General features: G+C 69.7%; 20 protein-coding genes. 10 read left to right on the top strand and 10 right to left on the bottom strand.

Going from position 1 to position 16,893, the window contains the following annotated elements; all coding sequences use genetic code 11:
- Positions 1-28: 28 nt before the first annotated feature.
- Entirely contained in the window at positions 29-1,729 is a 1,701-nt protein-coding gene (locus ADY59_RS00490; RefSeq protein ID WP_049556316.1) for an extracellular solute-binding protein, read from the top strand.
- Between the two features lie 35 nt (positions 1,730-1,764).
- Positions 1,765-3,018 carry a right-handed parallel beta-helix repeat-containing protein gene (locus ADY59_RS00485; RefSeq protein WP_082309735.1) on the top strand — a complete coding sequence of 418 codons (1,254 nt, stop codon included), beginning with the start codon at positions 1,765-1,767 and terminating at the stop codon, positions 3,016-3,018.
- Positions 3,019-3,157: 139 nt separating this feature from the next.
- Here the strand turns inward: ADY59_RS00485 and ADY59_RS00480 are convergent, their stop codons facing one another.
- Together ADY59_RS00480 and ADY59_RS00475 are read right to left on the bottom strand one after the other, a co-directional pair.
- Positions 3,158-3,574: a hypothetical protein gene (locus ADY59_RS00480; protein WP_156325206.1), complete on the bottom strand. Its 417-nt coding sequence runs from the start codon at positions 3,572-3,574 to the stop codon at positions 3,158-3,160.
- Between the two features lie 115 nt (positions 3,575-3,689).
- Positions 3,690-4,016: a hypothetical protein gene (locus ADY59_RS00475; RefSeq protein WP_049556311.1), complete on the bottom strand. Its 327-nt coding sequence runs from the start codon at positions 4,014-4,016 to the stop codon at positions 3,690-3,692.
- Positions 4,017-4,290: 274 nt separating this feature from the next.
- On the opposite strand from ADY59_RS00475, the gene ADY59_RS00470 reads away from it, so the two are divergent.
- Together ADY59_RS00470 and ADY59_RS00465 are read left to right on the top strand one after the other, a co-directional pair.
- A complete protein-coding gene (locus ADY59_RS00470; protein WP_231618469.1) occupies positions 4,291-5,082 on the top strand; it encodes a helix-turn-helix domain-containing protein in 792 nt (263 codons plus the stop codon).
- Positions 5,083-5,142: 60 nt separating this feature from the next.
- Positions 5,143-5,538, top strand: a complete 396-nt coding sequence (locus ADY59_RS00465) for a VOC family protein (protein WP_049556308.1) — start codon at positions 5,143-5,145, stop codon at positions 5,536-5,538.
- Positions 5,539-5,583: 45 nt separating this feature from the next.
- Here the strand turns inward: ADY59_RS00465 and ADY59_RS00460 are convergent, their stop codons facing one another.
- A complete protein-coding gene (locus tag ADY59_RS00460; RefSeq protein ID WP_049556306.1) occupies positions 5,584-5,886 on the bottom strand; it encodes a hypothetical protein in 303 nt (100 codons plus the stop codon).
- 192 nt (positions 5,887-6,078) lie between these two features.
- Positions 6,079-6,663: a TetR/AcrR family transcriptional regulator gene (locus ADY59_RS00455; protein ID WP_049556304.1), complete on the bottom strand. Its 585-nt coding sequence runs from the start codon at positions 6,661-6,663 to the stop codon at positions 6,079-6,081.
- Between the two features lie 39 nt (positions 6,664-6,702).
- Here ADY59_RS00455 and ADY59_RS52260 point away from each other — a divergent pair, with 39 nt between their 5' ends.
- On the top strand, positions 6,703-6,918 hold the full coding sequence (locus ADY59_RS52260) for a hypothetical protein (protein ID WP_231618468.1): 216 nt from the start codon (positions 6,703-6,705) through the stop codon (positions 6,916-6,918).
- A gap of 29 nt (positions 6,919-6,947) precedes the next feature.
- On the opposite strand, the gene ADY59_RS00450 is transcribed toward ADY59_RS52260, so the two are convergent.
- The 3 genes from ADY59_RS00450 to ADY59_RS00440 form a co-directional block, all read right to left on the bottom strand.
- Positions 6,948-8,807 (bottom strand): alpha/beta fold hydrolase, encoded by a 1,860-nt coding sequence (locus ADY59_RS00450; protein WP_053174322.1) that lies wholly within the window; start codon positions 8,805-8,807, stop codon positions 6,948-6,950.
- Between the two features lie 277 nt (positions 8,808-9,084).
- Positions 9,085-9,738: a response regulator gene (locus tag ADY59_RS00445; RefSeq protein ID WP_049556302.1), complete on the bottom strand. Its 654-nt coding sequence runs from the start codon at positions 9,736-9,738 to the stop codon at positions 9,085-9,087.
- A complete protein-coding gene (locus ADY59_RS00440) occupies positions 9,726-10,859 on the bottom strand; it encodes a sensor histidine kinase (protein WP_231618467.1) in 1,134 nt (377 codons plus the stop codon). Before ADY59_RS00440 ends, ADY59_RS00445 begins: the two co-directional genes overlap by 13 nt.
- Positions 10,860-10,990: 131 nt before the next feature.
- On the opposite strand from ADY59_RS00440, the gene ADY59_RS00435 reads away from it, so the two are divergent.
- The 4 genes from ADY59_RS00435 (at position 10,991) to ADY59_RS00420 (ending at position 13,610) form a co-directional block, all read left to right on the top strand.
- Positions 10,991-11,365 carry a DUF6069 family protein gene (locus tag ADY59_RS00435; RefSeq protein WP_049556300.1) on the top strand — a complete coding sequence of 125 codons (375 nt, stop codon included), beginning with the start codon at positions 10,991-10,993 and terminating at the stop codon, positions 11,363-11,365.
- Entirely contained in the window at positions 11,362-12,249 is an 888-nt protein-coding gene (locus ADY59_RS00430; RefSeq protein WP_049556298.1) for an ABC transporter ATP-binding protein, read from the top strand. Before ADY59_RS00435 ends, ADY59_RS00430 begins: the two co-directional genes overlap by 4 nt.
- Positions 12,242-12,982 carry an ABC transporter permease gene (locus ADY59_RS00425; protein WP_049556296.1) on the top strand — a complete coding sequence of 247 codons (741 nt, stop codon included), beginning with the start codon at positions 12,242-12,244 and terminating at the stop codon, positions 12,980-12,982. Before ADY59_RS00430 ends, ADY59_RS00425 begins: the two co-directional genes overlap by 8 nt.
- 184 nt (positions 12,983-13,166) lie before the next feature.
- Positions 13,167-13,610, top strand: a complete 444-nt coding sequence (locus ADY59_RS00420) for a DUF5980 family protein (RefSeq protein ID WP_049556294.1) — start codon at positions 13,167-13,169, stop codon at positions 13,608-13,610.
- A 107-nt stretch (positions 13,611-13,717) separates the two neighbouring features.
- Here ADY59_RS00420 and ADY59_RS00415 read toward each other — a convergent pair whose 3' ends face one another.
- From ADY59_RS00415 to ADY59_RS00405, 3 genes are all read right to left on the bottom strand, one after another.
- Positions 13,718-14,020, bottom strand: a complete 303-nt coding sequence (locus ADY59_RS00415; protein WP_049556292.1) for a hypothetical protein — start codon at positions 14,018-14,020, stop codon at positions 13,718-13,720.
- Positions 14,021-14,309: 289 nt separating this feature from the next.
- A complete protein-coding gene (locus ADY59_RS00410; RefSeq protein ID WP_156325205.1) occupies positions 14,310-14,831 on the bottom strand; it encodes a hypothetical protein in 522 nt (173 codons plus the stop codon).
- Positions 14,832-15,104: 273 nt separating this feature from the next.
- On the bottom strand, positions 15,105-15,995 hold the full coding sequence (locus tag ADY59_RS00405) for a helix-turn-helix transcriptional regulator (RefSeq protein ID WP_063780511.1): 891 nt from the start codon (positions 15,993-15,995) through the stop codon (positions 15,105-15,107).
- 313 nt (positions 15,996-16,308) lie between these two features.
- On the opposite strand from ADY59_RS00405, the gene ADY59_RS00400 reads away from it, so the two are divergent.
- Complete coding sequence (locus tag ADY59_RS00400) at positions 16,309-16,884, top strand: hypothetical protein (RefSeq protein ID WP_156325204.1); 576 nt, start codon at positions 16,309-16,311, stop codon at positions 16,882-16,884.
- Positions 16,885-16,893: the final 9 nt, after the last annotated feature.

Below are 16,893 nucleotides of genomic sequence, written 5' to 3'. Positions count from 1 at the left end.
CCCCTGACCGACTTGTTGGGAGTTCAGCATGTCCGCACAGTTCAAGTTCCCGCGCGCCGGAGGTGGCGTCCCCATGATGAGCCGGCGGGCCGCGCTCGGCCTCGGGCTGGGCGCCGTCGCCGGGGCCGCCCTGACCGGCTGCGCGTCCGGTGGCGCCGCACCGTCCGGCGCGAAGAAGGCAGCGGTGCCGCCACCGAAGTACGTCGCGCCGCCGGTCTATCCGGGGGCCATCGTCCCGGACGTGCCCGGTGTCCCGACGGCCTATCCGTCGATGCCGGAGAAGCTGACCAGGACCGTCGCCGAGATACCCGGCCGAGGCGGCACCGTCCGGCATTTCCACCTGACCTGGGGGCCGCCGGCGACCCCGCTCGACGGCAACCGGTGGTGGCAGGGGCTCAACGAACGTCTCGGCGTCGACTTCAAGGTGACGGAGGCGTCGGCCGGCAACTACGACGCGAAGTTCGCCACCATGCTGGCCGGCGGCGACCTGCCCGAGGTGGTCCAGCTCGCGGGCGGCCGGTACGGCGAGATCTTCTCCGCGGGCTGCCTGAAAGCCATCAAACAGGGCGCGTTCGCCGACCTGAGCGAGATCCTGTCCGGCGACAAGGTGCTGGAGTACGCCAACCTGGCCAACGTCCGTACCGAGCAGTGGCGGGCCTGCACCATCAACGGCGGGTTGTGGGGCGTCCCGATCGACGTACCCGTTGAGCTGCTCGAGTTCCGGTATCGAAAGGACTGGGCGGAGAAGCTCGGCTTCCCCAAGCCGCCTGCCGACGCCGACGAGACGGCTGAGCTCCTGGTCGCGATGACGAAGGGGGCGCCGGAGGGGGCCAAGAAGACCTGGGGACTGACGGCGTTTCCGGGGATGGCCCTTGACCTGGCCTACGGCATGTTCGGCGTGCCCAACAACTGGGCGTACGAAGGCGGCACGCTCACCCATGCCTTCGAGACCCCGCAGTTCGAGGCGGCGATCGCCTGGCTGGTCAAGCTGTGGAAGAACGGCGGGATGCATCCCGACGCGCTGGCGCTGGGCAGCCAGACCGACCGTTACCGGGCCTTCGTCGTACAAGGCCAGGTCGGCATGGCGGTGGACTCGGCGGCGAACTTCTACCGTCCGAACTCCCAGTTCGGCAAGGTGGTCGCCAAGCTGGACGGCGCCTTCGCCGCGTTCGTCCCGCCCGGTCACGACGGGGCGGCCAAGGCGGTCTTCCGCAGGACGGCCGGGGCCTTCGGCATCAACGCGATCTCGGCCAAGGCCGCCCAGGACAAGGATCGGCTGGCCGAGATCCTGCGGCTGTTCAACTGGCGGCGCGGCCCCGTGGGCAGTGAGGAGTGGTACTACCAGGGCTGGGGAGCCGACGGCGACTACTTCACCCGTGGGGCCGACGGGGAGCCGGTCCCGGTCGAGGGCACCAACCTCGACGCGGACAAGGGAGCCATCGCCTACGGGCTGACACCGCAGAGCTGGATCTTCCCGGCCGCCGAGGACTGCGTGGAGATCAACTCCCAGATGGTCCGCCAGTCCGTCGCCAGCCCGGTCGAAGGGCTTCAGTCGGAGACCCAGAGCGCGCGCGGCGCCCAGCTCGATCAGCTCTTCACCACCTACATCAACCAGATCGTGGTCGGCTCCAGGCCGCTGAGCGACATCGAGAAGTACCGCCAGGCCTGGCGCGGCCAGGGAGGCGACCAGATCCGCAGGGAGTTCCAGGAGCAGCTGAAGCGGAGCTGACCACCGCCATTTCTCAACCTCAGAAGGGGAACGACATGCCAGTGAGTCGACGGGCCGCGCTCGCGGCCGGTGTACTGGGCGGAGCCACGGTGTTGACGACCGGCGGCGCCTCGGCGGCGCAGGCCGCACCGAGCGGGCGCGACCCGAACCCGGCGGTAGCGGGCGAGTCCGACAGCGTGCGCAAGCTGCGCCGGCTGCTCAACCTCGCCGCCCGCGGCGACCGGAGCCTGGAACGCGACGCCGGTGGGCGTTGTGTCGTGATCGCCCCGGCGGGCGTCCACGTGCTGAAACGGCCCCTGGTGATCGGCGGGAACACCACGCTGCGGGCGGACGGCGCCACCTTCACCTCCGACGTGGCGGTCAAGCCGCAGACGTACCACAAGGACAAGAACCAGCACTCCCCGGAGCCTACCTACCCGGATTCGTTCGTCAGCGTCGGGGTGGTGAACTCCCGCGAGGCAACGTTACTGATCAACGACGTGCCCGACGACTGCACCGGCCACCAGGCGGCCGGCAACATCCGGCTGGAGGGCGGCATCTGGGACCCGACGGCGCACTTCGTACGGAACGCGGCCGGTGATGATCGCGCCCGGGCGACGGCCGCGCCGCCGATGAACGCGATCACCTTCGAACACACCCACCACGTCGAGCTGTCCGGAGTCACCGTACGCAACGTCAAATGGTGGCACGGGGTCGAGCTGAACGCCGTCCGCACGGCGACCGTCAGCGAATGCCGGTTCGAAGGCTGGGTCGAGGCGCCGACGGCCGGGCTGTGGCACGGCGAGGCGATCCAGCTCGACCTGGCCTTCGCCGGCATCACCTGGGGCGGGGTCGCCGACAACACCCCGACCACCGACATCCGGATCATCGACAACTACTGCGGACCGTCGCGGGACCATCCGGGCTGGGGCAAGCTCACCGGCTCGCACACCGGCGCTGCCGGCGCGGTGCACAGCGATGTGTGGATCGAACGCAACCTGATCGAGCACGCGAAGTGGGACGCGATCGGCCCGATGAACACCTCCCGGGTCGTCATCCGCGAGAACACGATCAGGGCGTGCTGGGGCGGCGTCTACGTGAAGTCGATCAACCCGAATCCGAACGAGACGGTCGACATCATGGGCAACGACGTCACGCTGGTCGACGGGTCGACCCGTCCCGCGATCGGGGTGAATGCCACCAACGCCCAGCTCCCGGTCAGCGATGTCGCGGTCTACGCGAACACAGTCCGGGGTGGCGGGTTCGGCTACAGCTCGAACGTCACCTTCAGACGGGAGCCACAACGGTAACGCCGAGGCGGGCCTGCTCGCCTATCCGGGCGAGCAGGAGAGCCGCCGCACCGTTCCGGCCCGCCATGGCCTCCAGGGTTCCCGCTCGTCCTTGAACCGCCGATGGCTGGTTAACGTCCGTGGTCGATCGATCATCTCTTTACAGCCAGGCCTGCTCCAGCCGGCGGACCGGGAGCGCGCCGGCGACCGCGTCGAGATCGGGGTCGTCGTCCTCTGCCGCGTACTCACGCCAGCTCTCGTCCAGCATCAGCTCGCCGCCGGGCAGGCGCTGGAACAGGATGACCTCGCCGTTGAAGGCGAAGAAGCCGGGCACGTCAGGGTGCGTGGTCAGGAACGCCAGAGACGTGGCGATCATGTCCGGGAAGTCGCGCCGGGCGCCGCCACCCTTGAGCTGGAACGTCACTCCTACGGTCAGCCGCTCGCCCACCAGGCTCTCGTTGATGTCGTAGAACACGTCGTCTTCGGCACTGTCCTGGATGTCGCGCTCGTCGAGGTCGTCCTCCCAGAAGATCAGTCCCGTCCGCCGCGTCCCGAGCGCCGCGGTGACGAATTCCATGGGCGCGGTGACTCCGACACTGGCCGGGAGATGGAGCGTGTAGATGGTCGACACCAGCGGGCCTCTCACTGCGGCGAATCAGGACGCGGTCACCCCCATCCTGCCCTCAGCAGGGTCACTGGATGAAGCGGAAGGACTTGAAGACGAAGGTGATGTTGCTGCCCGGCGGCACCGGGTTGGCGAGCAGCGCGCAGCTGAGGTCCGTGTAGAGGACCGCGGTGGCGTCGGTCAGGTTGTTGGCGCTGGTGCCCACGGTGGAGACCAGGTGACAGGGGCCGAGGGTGGGGTTGTGGATCTGCTGGCTGCCGCCGATCAGGTCGGTGTAGTAGAACGTGCCCGACGCGTTCGAAGCCGCGAGGGCCGGGGCCGCCATGGTCGAGGCCGCGCCGGTCACGGCCAGGGCGAGGGACAGCGCGGCCAGAGGACGGGAGAGGTTTCTCATGAGTGTGCGCCTTTCCGATCGGAATGCACATGCACGCACCGCTAGGGATGACGGGGGGCGATCCTCCATGAAGCGGGGAATTCGCCGCCCACCTGGCCACTGTTTGTTATCGTGCTGCTACTTGTAGTGAAAACTCCTCATGTTGCGCTGAACGCCCAGGAGTACCCGGCGGCACCCGCACGGCCGGGACGCCGGTCGGCTTGCAGGGCCGCCGTACTGTGGAGGGGTGACCATCGTGCCTGCTCATCAGAGGTCCGCGGCTCTGGCGCCCTTCGTGGCGACACTGAGCGCGTACGAGCTCGGCCCGGGTCCGGTCGGCGTTCATCGCGGGCTGCCCTCGTCCACGGTGTCGATCACGATCCCGGAGGCGGACTCGATGGAGATCGCGTGGCTCGGGCGGCCCGGCGCGCCGAAACGGTTCCGGGCCGTCGTCGCCGGGCTTCACCTGGACGCGGCCGAGTTGAGGCAGGAGGGCGGCACGCGCGGCGTGTGGTTGACGCTCAGCCCGCTGGGTGCCGGCGCGCTGCTGGGGGTCCCGGCGTCGGCGCTGTCCGGGCAGGTCGCCGATCTCGCCGACGTGGCCCCGGCGATGGCGGACCTGCCGGAGCGGCTGGCGGCCTGCCGGTCCTGGCCGCAACGGCGAGCTCTCGTCGAAGACGCCCTGGTCGCCGGCCGGGCCCGGCACGAGAAGAACATCGGAGGCCAGGAACTGCGGGCCACGCTGGCGGCACTGTCCCGGGCCGATCGGGTGCAGGAGGCGGCTCGGCTTCTCGGCTGCTCCCGGCGTCACCTGAGCGGTACGGTCCGCACCGCGTTGGGGGTGACGCCGAAGGAGTACCAGCGGCTCCTTCGGTTCGAGGCCGCCCGCGGCGGGCTCGTGGCCGCCGCCCGCGCGGGGACGGGCAGTCTGGCGGCAGTGGCCGCGGCGTCGGGATTCGCCGACCAGGCGCACCTCACCCGGGAATGGCGGGCCATGGCCGGGTGTACGCCTACCGAGTGGCTACGTGCCGAAGGACCGGCTGCTTGGGGGCGATCAGCCGGCGACAGGCCACCGGCGTCCGGCTGACGGCGCAAGCGTTCCCATATCTTCAAGACCCCTGCCGCCGTCGGGCCGGACGATGGGGCCATGACGCCTGAAATTCATCTTCGCCCCCGTCTCATCGTGCCCGACCCGGACCGTGCGTCGGCGTTCTACCAGGTCGCCCTCGGCGCCGAGAGGGTGTTCAGCGCGCCCCGGAACGACGATGGCCGGCCCAGCGTCGTCGATCTTCGCGTCGGCGGATCGGCCTTCCGGGTCTCGCCGGCCGTCTCCTCGTGGGGGTGGCTGTCACCCGATGATCTCGGCGGATCCGCGGTCCTCCTGGAGGTCGAGGTGGACGATCCGGACGCGGTCGGCGAACGCATGATCGCGCACGGCGCTGAGGTGGTCGTGCCGATCGAGAACCGGCCCTACGGCAAGCGCTCGGGCCGCATCCGTGACCCGTTCGGCCACCTGTGGATCCTCACGGGCGAGTTGCGCTGAGCCGGCTGAACAGCCGTTGACCGATGCCCCGAGGGTCCCGGTGCACTACAGCGGCGCCGGGGCCACGCAATAGCCCGACGCGGTCGCCTCATAGATCCACGCCGAACCGTCGGGCGCGGTGTAGAGGTGCCTGGTGGTGACGGACACGCCCGAGCAGACCTCGCCCGCCGCGGCGGCCTGCTGGTTCAGCGCGGTGCGGGCGTTGCCTTCGGCGGCCGTCTTCCCCGCCTGCGGGCTGGGACCCCATCCCGAGGAGGTGGCCGAACGGTAGGTGGCGGCGAGCGCGGGGGGAGCGGACAGCGCCGCGCCGGCGGTCAGCGCCAGCGCGAGGACGAGGGCAAGGCGCAAGACCCGGGCAGGATGACGAACGCTGAGTGCCATGGTGTCCCTCTCGCGGGAGGCCGGAGGTTCGAGATCGTCACCATACGACCGGGCGGACCGGAGCGCCCAGCGCCGGGGGTACGGTCAGGCATCCGCGCACGTCAAGGCTGAAACTTTCAGGTGCGGGCGGTCGCACCTGAACAGGCCGGCCCGATGAGCTCAGCGGTGGCCGGGGCCCATCCCCGTGAAGAGGGCGTCGAGTATCCGGTCGACATACTCGTGGGTCAGTGGTTCCTGAGTGATCAGGAGCTGGAAGTACAGCGGGCCGGACAAGATCGACATGGCCAGGTCGAGGTCGAAGTCAGGCGAGAGCTGGCCCTGGTCGCGGGCCGCCTCCAGGCGGGCGACGGTCCTGGCCGTCTGCGGGGCGATGAAGCGCTCGTTGAGTGCGGTGGCGACCTGGGGGGCGTGCTGGGCCTCGCCGATCAGGGCCTGGAACAACGGGCCGAACGGTGGCCGGGTGAGCAGGTCGACGGCCGCGTAGATCTGTACGCGCAGATCGGCGACGATGTCGCCGGTGTCGGGATAGCCCAGGCCGGGCTCGTTCAGCGACAGGAGCGAGTCGAGCAGCAGGGCTCCCTTGGATGACCATCGCCGGTAGACGGTGTGCTTGCCCGCGCCGGCGCGGGCCGCGACGGCTTCGATGCTGAGTTTGGCGTAGCCGATCTCCTGGCCCAGCTCCAGCGTGGCCCGCATGATGGCCTCGGTCCGGTCGGCGCCGCGACGGTGAGGTGTGTCGGTCATGCCGTCACCTTATCGGTACGGCACGTGCCGTACTTGACAGTGAAGCTGGTCATCGGCAAGTTCCGCGCGTTGGGCGAGGGCGTGCGGTTCATCATGAACGGCGCCAACCACCCGCTGACCGGTACCTTCGCCCCCGACCTCGCCGGCCGCCCGGACCTCCGCCAGGTCGCCCGGGACTGGCGGCATCGCGTCGACGTCCACACCGCTGCTCCAGCAGCCCGAGACGGCCGTGGAACCCCGCGTTCTCCAGGTTGATCAGGACGCGGGGCTGTCGCCGGCAGTGGCTACGGCGTCGTCCTCAGGGCCGGCGCGTTGAACGGGCCGCCGGTCATGAGGTCGGCGATGGCGGACGGGTGGGTGAGGTGGGGGTGGTGTCCGGTGCCGGGGATGGTCGTGACGGTGGCCGGGCCAGGGTCGGCGATCAGCGGGTCCAGTTGCCCGGCGACGAGGTGGAGGGGGACCGGGACCGAGGCGGCCTCGCTGAGCAGGGCTCGGAGGGCGGCGCGTTCGGCAGGGCGGTTGGCGGCCCGGAGCCACGTGGCCGTGCGGTGGGCGACGCGGGGGCGGCGCAGCTGGGCGGCGGCGCTCTCGACGGCGTCGCGGGCCGCGTTCGGGCACAGGTGGCTGTCCGGGCCGAGAAGTGAGGTCGCGAGACGTTCGGCGGAAACCTTCGCGAGCAGGGGCGCGGCGAGCCGTGGCGTGCGGAGCAGCCGTGGCGCCGGCTTCTGGAGGAAGTAGGGAGAGATCAGCAGCAGGCCCGCGACGCGGCCGGGGTGGGCGGCGGCGTAGCGGAGCGCCGGTGCGGCGGCCGCTGAATGGGCGACGATGACGGGCCGGGTGCGTACGGGGGCGAGCAACTGGGTGAGCCAGTCCAGAGGAGTGCCGTCGGAGGGGGTCGAGCGGCCGAGCCCCGGCAGGTCGGCGACGAGGGCGGGCGCGTTCAGTTCGCTGAGCAGGGGCTGCCAGGACTCGCCGTCGAGGGGGATGCCGTGCAGGAGGACGAAATCGGGCGAAGTGCGGTCGCCGGCGAGGTAGGTCCGGGACCCTCCGATGCCGTGGAAGCCGCCGGGGAACGTGGCCGGGGCTGCCCCGAACCGGTCCGCCACCAGGCGGTCGGCCCAGCGGCGTAGCGCGGTCTGTACGGGAGGCGGGCGGAGGCCGGCGGTTTCGGCGACCCTTTCGGCCGAGGCCGTGTCGTAGCGGTCCTCGGTCAGGAAGGTGAGCGTTTCGGGGTTGGCCCCGGTGAGCGCGGTGGGGAGGCGGCGGATCAGGCTCACGGGTACGTGGGTTCTCGGTGCGCGGACGCCGAGGTGGCCGGCGAGCAGCCGGAGCAGGTCGGGCAGGTCCGGAGTGTTCCGGTCGAGGACCCAGTGCAGGCCGCCGGGTTCGGGGTCGTGCTCGGGGAGCGAGGCCATGAACTTCGCGAAGTGATCCACGCTCACCACGGGCACGAAGGTGCGGGCGGTCCCGGGCAGGACGGGCAGTCCGCCCTGCCACAGATCGCGGACCAGTTCGGCCAGGCCGATGTACTGACCTGCCTCTCCCGTGGCCGAGTGGCCGATCACGCTGCTCGGGTTGACCACGGTCAGCGGGGTTCCCAGTTGCGCGGCGACGACCCGCAGGGCCGCGTCCCCCTCGATCTTCGATCCTTCGTAGGCTCCCTTGTCGCGGTAGAGCTCCACCAGCTCGGCCTCCGGCAGGGGATGGCGCGGGTGCGGTTCGAGCCCCGCCCGGTAGCCCGTCACGTGCACGAGCCTGCGCAGGGCGGGCCGGGTGGCGGCCCAGCGCAGCACGTTGAGTGCGCCCTCGACGTTGACCGCTCTGGCCTCCTCACGCCGGAGGCCGAACCGGTAGAGGGCCGCGGTGTTGAACACATCGCGTACGCCTGCGAGTCGCTCGTCGTCCGCGGGGCTCAGCCCGACGCCGCGCCCGCTCGTGAGGTCACCGCCCAGGACCGTGAGTTGCTCGGCCGGTGTCCCGTGCTCCCGGAGCCAGGCGCGTAGTTCGTGGTCGCGGGTGGGGTCGCGGACCACTGCCGCGACGTCGCGGCCCTGTTCGAGCAGGTGCAGCAGGGTCCATCTGCCGAGGAAGCCGGTTGCGCCGAAGATCAGGGTGTCCGGTGCGCCGGTCGCGTTCTGCCGCATCACACGTTCCTATCTAGACCGATCTATATATTTTGGTGCTCGCCAAGCTAAAATAGACCGGTCTGCATATTCTGTCCAGAGGGCCGGTGTACGCCCTATCGGGGAGGCTGGTCCCAGATGCCTTCTGTGCTCGGCGGCACGCCTCCGTCATTGCCGCAGAGACAGGCGGTGCGCGTCGCCTGAGCGGTCTCAGGATCGACGACCAGCGCCGGCCGTCGCGCGTGAGTCCTTCGCCGAGCGCCCGGACCGTCTTCCCGCAGGGCGGGCTCCGGGCTGGTCAGGCCAGACCGGCGTCGTGGGCGAGGATGGCGATCTGGGTGCGGTTGTCCATGTCGAGCTTGGTGAGAATGCTGGAGACGTGCGCTTTCACGGTCGTGATGCCCATGGCCAGGTCCGCGGCGATGTCGGCGTTCGTCCGGCCGCGCGCGATCGCCAGGGCGACCTCGTGCTCGCGAGGGGTGAGGGCGGCCAGCGCGGCACGGGCCCGCTCGTAGGCGCCGGCCTGCGCGACGGTGCGCTCCATCAGCCGCCGGGTGATGCGCGGGGACAGGATCGGATCGCCCGCGGCGACCCGGGTGACCGCCTCCACGATCTGCGGCGGCGGGGTGTCCTTCAGCAGGAACCCGGCGGCTCCCGCGCGGAGGGCGTGCAGGACGTTCTCGTCGGTGTCGAACGTGGTCAGCACGATCACCTCGGGCGGGCGGGCACGGGCGCGCAGCCGGCGGGTGGCGGTGATGCCGTCGACACGTGGCATCCGCAGGTCCATCAGGACGACGTCAGGGGCGTGGGCGTCGGTGGCCGTGATCGCCTCCTGGCCGTCGGCCGCCTCACCGACGACCGTGATGCCGGCAGCGCCGTCCAGCATCATGGACAGCCCTGCGCGGACGAGGGCATCGTCGTCGACCAGTAACACGCGGATCACGCGGGCCATGGTAGCCGGGCCCGGAGCCGGAACTCTCCTTCGGCACCGTGGTGGTCCAGTTGCCCGCCGGCCAGCCGTACCCGCTCGGTGAGCCCGACCAGGCCGAGGCCGCTGCCGGGCGTGAGTGGGGCGGTGCCCGCCGGGGCCAGCGGGTTGCGGATGTCGATCAGCAGGGGCGTGCCGGGAGCGCCGCGCAGCAGCACGTCCACGGGCCGGCCGGGGGCGTGTTTGCGGGCGTTGGTGAGCCCCTCCTGGACGACGCGATAGGCGGTCCGGGACGCGGCCTGCGGCAAGGCGCCGTCGTCGGTGACCTCGTCGCGGAGCCGTACCTCCTGGCCGGCCTCCCGTGCGTCGGCGATCAGGCCGGGCAGGTCGGCCAGCGCCGGCCGGGGCTCCAGCTCGTCCAACTGGTCGTCGTCCTGCTCGCGCAGCAGGCCGATCACCTGGCGGAGCTCCTCCAGCGCCTGGTGGACCCCGGTGCGGACCACCCCGGCGGCCCGGGTGAGCTGCTCGGGGGAGGAGTCCGGGCGGTATTCCAGCGCTCCGGCGTGGGTGGCCACCAGGGACAGGCGGTGGGCCAGCACGTCGTGCATCTCCATGGCGAGCCGGCGGCGTTCGGCCATGCGGGCCTCTGCGACCCGCCTGCCCTGCTCGGCCTCGGCGCGGTTGGCACGTTCGTGCAGGGAGATGAGCAGGGCGCGGCGCGAGCGGGCCAGCGCGCCCCAGCCGAGCAGTGCGCCGTAGGAGGCGCAGATCAGCAGCAACCACCATTGCTGGGAGATGCCGGAATTCGGCCGCCACAGCCCCTGGACCACGTGCGCCGCGACGCCCGCGGCCGCCACCGCCGCCGCGACGGGGAAGCGCCTGCGCTGGGCCACCTGCAGCGCCCCCATCGTCGCCGCCGGAGTGGCCGCGGGGGAGAGGGTGGCCAGGAGGGTGGCGGCCAGCGCTCCCGGCGCCGGCCACCACAGCTGGGCGATCGCCGCCACCAGGCTCACCGCCGCGACGACGACGTCCAGGCCCCACATGGGCCCGTCGGCCAGGCTCCACAGCGTCAGGGCGCTCAGGCCGCCCGCCCCGAGGACCACCATGGCCACCGCGATCGGATACGGGGCTCGGGTCTTGTTCACCGGGTCAGGGTAATCGCCGGTTCGCGGGCGCCATCACCTACCAAAGGAGGACCCGTACCCCACCGGGGGAGAACGCGGAGCGACCGCGCGCCCGATGTGGCGGCTGGGGGGACCGGGCCAAGCTGAGCGGCATGAACACCTCAGCCGAACGAATCCTCACCGTCGCCGGCGCCTCCGCGGCCGCCCTGGCCGTCTGGGCCGTGGCCGTGCCGGTCGCCGGAACCACTCTGACCGTCCGCATGGGCGCCGGCACGCAGCCGATCGAACCGGGATCGGTCCTGGTGGTCAGCCTGCTGGTCGGGCTGGCGGGCTGGGCGCTGCTGGCCGTCCTGGAGCGGTTCGCGTCCCGGCCCGGCCGGATCTGGACGGTCGTCGCCCTGACCGTACTCGTCCTGTCCCTGCTCGGGCCGCTCGGCAGCGCCGTCGGAATCGCCACGACGCTGGTGCTGGTCCTGATGCACCTGGTCGTCGGCGCCGTGCTCGTCCCGGGGCTGGCGCGGCGATGAACCCCCCTGTCCTCGCCAGAGCGATCGAGGCCACCCGCCGCTACGGTGACGTGCTCGCGCTCGACCGCGTCTCGCTCGACATCGGGGCGGGCGAGCTGGTCGGGCTGCTCGGCCCGAACGGCGCCGGCAAGTCCACCCTGATGAACCTCCTGGTCGGGCTGCGCCGGCCGACGTCGGGCACGGTGGAGCTGTTCGGCGGCTCGCCTTCCGACCCTGCCGTACGGCGGGGCATCGGCGTGACCCCCCAGGAGACCGGGCTGCCGGAGTCGCTGCGCGTCGGCGAGATCGTCGACTTCGTCTCCGCGCACTTCCCCGAGCGCTACGGTACGGCGGAGCTGCTGGCCAGGGTCGGCCTCGGCGACCTGGTCAGGCGGCAGGTCGGGGGACTGTCCGGCGGGCAGCGGCGGCGGCTGGCCGTGGCGCTGGCCTTCGCGGGCCGGCCGAGGCTGGTGTTCCTCGACGAGCCCACCACCGGCCTGGACGTGGAGGCCAGGCGAACTCTGTGGGAGGGGATCAGGAGCTTCCACGCCGACGGCGGCACGGTGGTGCTGACCAGCCACTACCTGGAGGAGATCGAGGCGCTGGCGCAGCGGGTGGTGGTGATCGGCCGGGGCCGGGTGCTGGCTGACGGCACGGTACGGGAGGTGCGCGACGTGGTGGGCGTGCGCCGGGTCTCCTTCGCGGCGCCGGCCGTACCCGACCTGCCCGGGATCCTGCGGAGCTCGGTCGAGGACGGCCGGGTGCACCTGCTCACCACCGACTCCGACCTGCTGGTCACCGAGCTGGTACGCGCCGGGACGGCCTTCGCCGACCTGGAGGTGCGGCCGACCTCGCTGGAAGAGGCCTTCATCACCATCACCTCCGAGGAGGAGGCTCGTGTTTGATCTCATTCTCGTCCACACCCGCTACCAGTTCCTGGAGCAGTTGCGCGTCCCGATCGCGCTGGTGGCGAGCGCGTTCTTCCCCGCGGCGGCGATGCTGGCGCTCGTGGTGCCCTTCGCCGGATCCGATCCGGCGAGCGCCACGTCGGCGACGGCCGGGATGATGCTGTTCGGCGCCATGTCGGCGGCGCTGATCGGGCTGAGCATCAACGTGGCACAGGACCGTGAGCAGCCCTGGGACCCCTACCTGCGCACGCTGCCCGCCGGCCCGCTGCCGCGCTTCGCCGGCCGCATCCTGACCACGATGGCCGGCATGCTGCTGTCGGTGGTGCCGGTCCTGCTCATCTCGGCCTTCCTCACCGCCGCCGCCATCTCCCCGCTCCGCCTGGCGCTGGGCATCGGCGCGCTGCTGGTGGGCTCGGTGCCGTTCATGCTGCTGGGGCTGTTCATCGGGTACGCGGCGTCGCCCAAGGCGGCGATCGCGGTGTCGCAGGTGGCGTACTTCCCGATCGCCGCGCTGGGCGGGCTGCTGGTGCCGCTGGAGGTCATGCCGGGTTTCGTGCAGTCGCTGGCGCCGTTCGTGCCGAGCCGGGGCGCGATCGAGCTCATGTGGGCCGCGGTGGCGGGCCGCACCCCGTCCCCCGTCTCCCTGGCCGCCTTCGCCGGCTGGATCGTCCTCGCCGCGGCCGCCGCGGCCTGGGCCTACCGCCGCGACGAGGGCCGCCGCTTCTCCTGATCCTCTTGCCGCACGGCCGCCAGCCTGCCCGGAGTTGAAACTTTCACGAGCGCGCGGGTGAAAGGCCAGACCACCCGCCGGCCGCGGGGATCGACAAAACTTCAACTCTTGAATTTGCAACCATTCGAATGACAATGATCGGACAAGGTGTCGAGCGCCTTCGCATCTATGATCGGGAGGTTCGATGAAATCTGTCCGACGTGCTGTCAGGCTGCTGCTGGGCGTCGCCGCCGGCCTGGCGCTGACGCTGTCCGCCTTACCGGCCTCGGCGGCCACGACCGGGGCGACGTGGGAGCTGCGCGACTACGGGCAGCGCATGTGCGCGCCCGGCGGCCATCCCAGTACGTACTTCGTCGGTCCTGTCTTCGGGAAGTGGGAGAACAAGATCACGCTCGGGATTCGGAACCTGCCTGCCGGCTCGTACAGCGACGGCGGCGCGATCTGGCCCGGGGAGAATCACGGCAACGCCATTCTCGGGTTCGTCCACATATCCATCGCACCGGCCCCGCCGGCCGTGTACGTCGCCGAACTGTGGGCCTCGGACGGGACCGTGGAACAGACCGTCCCCATCCGCATCAACATGCGGGAGGATTGCTGGTCACAGGGGAACCCGGATATCTGGCCCTGACGGTCGCCTCCCTCCCCACGCGGGGCACCGGGGCGAACCTCGTTCCCCCTTTCACCAGCAGCGACCGTCCAGGAAGGCGCCGGAGTAGGTGCCGCTCACATCGATGATCACCGGACCTGTGGTCGTGGTCCCGTCTGCCCGGTCGTCACCCAGGCCGTGACGGAGAAGTCGCCGAGCTCTCCGTCAGGGTCTTCGATCTCGGCTTGGCGGTAGTGGCCGAGCACCTCGTGGACGGGCCGGTCGGTGGAGAGCGGGAAACGAATCGTGTACCAGCAGTCGCCGGAGTCACCGCCATACGTTTCGGCCTGCGGCTCGAACAGCCCGAACTGTGCTCCGTCCGGCAGTGGATACTCCCGGATGCGCTCCGCCATGCGCGCCAGCCGATAGTCGTCGATCCAGGTAGGAGACATGACGATCGCTCCTAGCAGGACCAACGGCGCCAGCGCCCAGAGCAGGCAGCCGATCCGGCGAGCTCTTGGTGAACGTCCGGACTCGTCCGACGAGGCGGTTCCGGGCACATGCTGGGGGGGCGGCATGGATGACATGTTTGCGTACCTCCGCCGGCCACGGACGGCTCGATCACCTCGGCATGCTCAACGTGCCGAGCCACAGCCGTCGTCGGCCGGGCGGACGCGTGTTCCGGCTGCGCATCCCCGGCCGGAGGATCTGCAGGGCGGGCATGCCGTGGCCCGCGTATCACTAGGCGGAAATGATGTGGGTCCAGTCGGGGTTGACTCGGCCGTCTTTGAGGCCGGTGAAGGTGCCTTGGTCGTCGATTTTGGCGGTGGAGATTCCTCCGTCGTTGGATCGGTAGAAGAGGAGGTTGTTGTTGGTGGGGATGATGTGGGTCCAGTTGGGGTTGACTCGGCCGTCTTTGAGGCCGGTGAAGGTGCCTTGGTCGTCGATTTTGGCGGTGGAGATTCCTCCGTCGTTGGATCGGTAGAAGAGGAGGTTGTTGTTGGTGGGGATGATGTGGGTCCAGTTGGGGTTGACTCGGCCGTCTTTGAGGCCGGTGAAGGTGCCTTGGTCGTCGATTTTGGCGGTGGAGATTCCTCCGTCGTTGGATCGGTAGAAGAGGAGGTTGTTGTTGGTGGGGATGATGTGGGTCCAGTTGGGGTTGACTCGGCCGTCCTTGAGGCCGGTGAAGGTGCCCTGGTCGTCGACCCTGGCCGTTGAGATTCCCCCGTCACCGGAACGGTAGAACAATAGTTCTCTGGACATAGTCGTTACCTCTCAGTATTCGTTGGTCAAGTCGCGCGAGGGCCGCGCCAGGGCGGCCGCGAAATCTACGGCACGTCAGCCACTCCCCGATTCGTCCCCTATGGAGGACGATCGAATCCGCGCGCCGAAAAGCTTGCCAGAGCGTTTGATGAATCTACGAGCCGTCAAGGAAAGCTCCATTGTTGCTCCAACGGAATTGATGAACAGGCGCACCCGGTGAGAGAACCCCCGAGTCGGCCGGGTGGCGAAGAGCGCGTCGAGACGCAGGCCCTCTCACTGGTGCGAGTCAACGCTGTGCGCAAGGCCCTGTTCTGCCGCCCAGGCGTCCAGGCGCCGAATGGCGGCATGCGACGAAGTTCCCTCGGGTGCGCTGAGCAGCAAGACGTCCTGTTCGTTGTCATCGACATTCGCAAGCACGTACCAGTCCACACTGAACTGCCCGGCTATCGGATGATTGAGGCGGCTCCGCCCCCAGGTGCGGGTAGTGATCAGATGCTGATTCCACCATGTTCGGAAGTCGCCATCGCAGGCCGTGAGCTCGTTGATCAACTCTCGTATTCTGGCGTGCCTGGGGGCTGCGCCGATGGCCAGCCGGAACCGGGACACGGCCTCCTGCGCGCGTACTTTCCAGTCCACCAGTAGCGACCTTATATGCGGATCAAGGAAGACCATCCGGACATAATTACGCTGCTGCGGTTTCATCGCGGCAAGGTCTCCCAGCAGTGCCGCAGCCAGGCGATTCCAGGCCAGGATGTCCAGATATGGGGTTGTGACCAACGCTGGGGTATCGGCGAGCCTGGTCAACAACCGGGCGACCTGCGGCCTGATGTGCTGGTCCAGGTCCGCGCCTCCGTTGTCTTCGCCCACCTCGACGTTGGCGAGTCGGGCGAGGTAGCGCTGCTGATCCCCATTCAGTTGGAGCGCCTGCCCGAGGGAGTTCACCACAGTGCGTGAGGCGGTGCGCACGCGCCCTTGCTCCAGGCGGCGGTAGTAGTCGGTGCTGATCCTGGCCAGTACTGCTACCTCTTCGCAGCGCAAGCCTGGTACGCGTCGAGCTTGTCCGGTTTCGGGCAGTCCGGCCTCGGCCGCGCTGAGCGAGGACCGCCGGGCAACGAGAAAGTCTCCTAGCGGACCGCGACCACTGCCGTCCTTCTTGTGATGCACAACGCGATTGTCGCATCCTTGCTCGGCTTTCCTTCGGAGGGTCGTCTATGAATGTCTTTCCTAGGATGCCTTTTCATACGAAAGACGTGTCCTTGCGGTTCCGAGCCGATATGCGACAAGGTGGAGCCCGAGGGGGGAAGCTGCTGGGGTGGCGCCGGAGCGCATGCCGGGGTACCGGCTCAAAAGGAAATGCTGCATCTCGACATGCGCGCCGACAACACACTCAAGTAATCGAGTTCCGCGTTCATCTCGCCGCGGGACTTTCTGAAGCCGGGGCATGACATATGTTCTGGCGGTTCACTCAGGGGGAAATATGAGTAGCGCAACGATCGCGGCCGGCGCGCCGTCTGCTGCCGCCGCTGGTCACGGAGGCAAGCCGGGGCAGCCCGGTGAAGGCCAGATGGTGCCCGCAGAACTGATCAGCACACTGGTCGGGCTCGGTGTCACCTTCGGCCCTTCGATCGCTGAGGGACTTCTCGATCTGTTCCAGAAGCAGCAGGGTGGTCAGCAGGCTCGGCCTCAGTCGGTTCGGCCGATGTCGGCGGGTGCTCCGGGTCAGGGTCAGGGTCAGCAGGGTCAGATGATTCCGGCCAACCTGGTGGGGTCGCTGATCAACCTGGGTGTCGAGTACGGTCCCGGTCTGGTCGAGGACTTCTTCGATCTGTTCCAGAAGCAGCAGGGTGGTCAGCAGGCTCGGCCTCAGTCGGTTCGGCCGATGTCGGCGGGTGCTCCGGGTCAGGGTCAGGGTCAGCAGGGTCAGATGATTCCGGCCAACCTGGTGGGGTCGCTGATCAACCTGGGTGTCGAGTACGGTCCCGGTCTGGTCGAGGACTTCTTCGACCTGTTCCAGAAGCAGCAGGGTGGCCGGCAGGTCAACGGGCGCTACTGAATCAGGCCG

It is taken from the genome of Nonomuraea sp. SBT364 (assembly GCF_001083785.1).
In the GTDB taxonomy this organism is placed as follows: Bacteria; Actinomycetota; Actinomycetes; order Streptosporangiales; family Streptosporangiaceae; genus Nonomuraea.
Note: the sequence above shows the minus strand (reverse complement) of the source record. Positions and strands in the feature narration are given on the sequence as shown.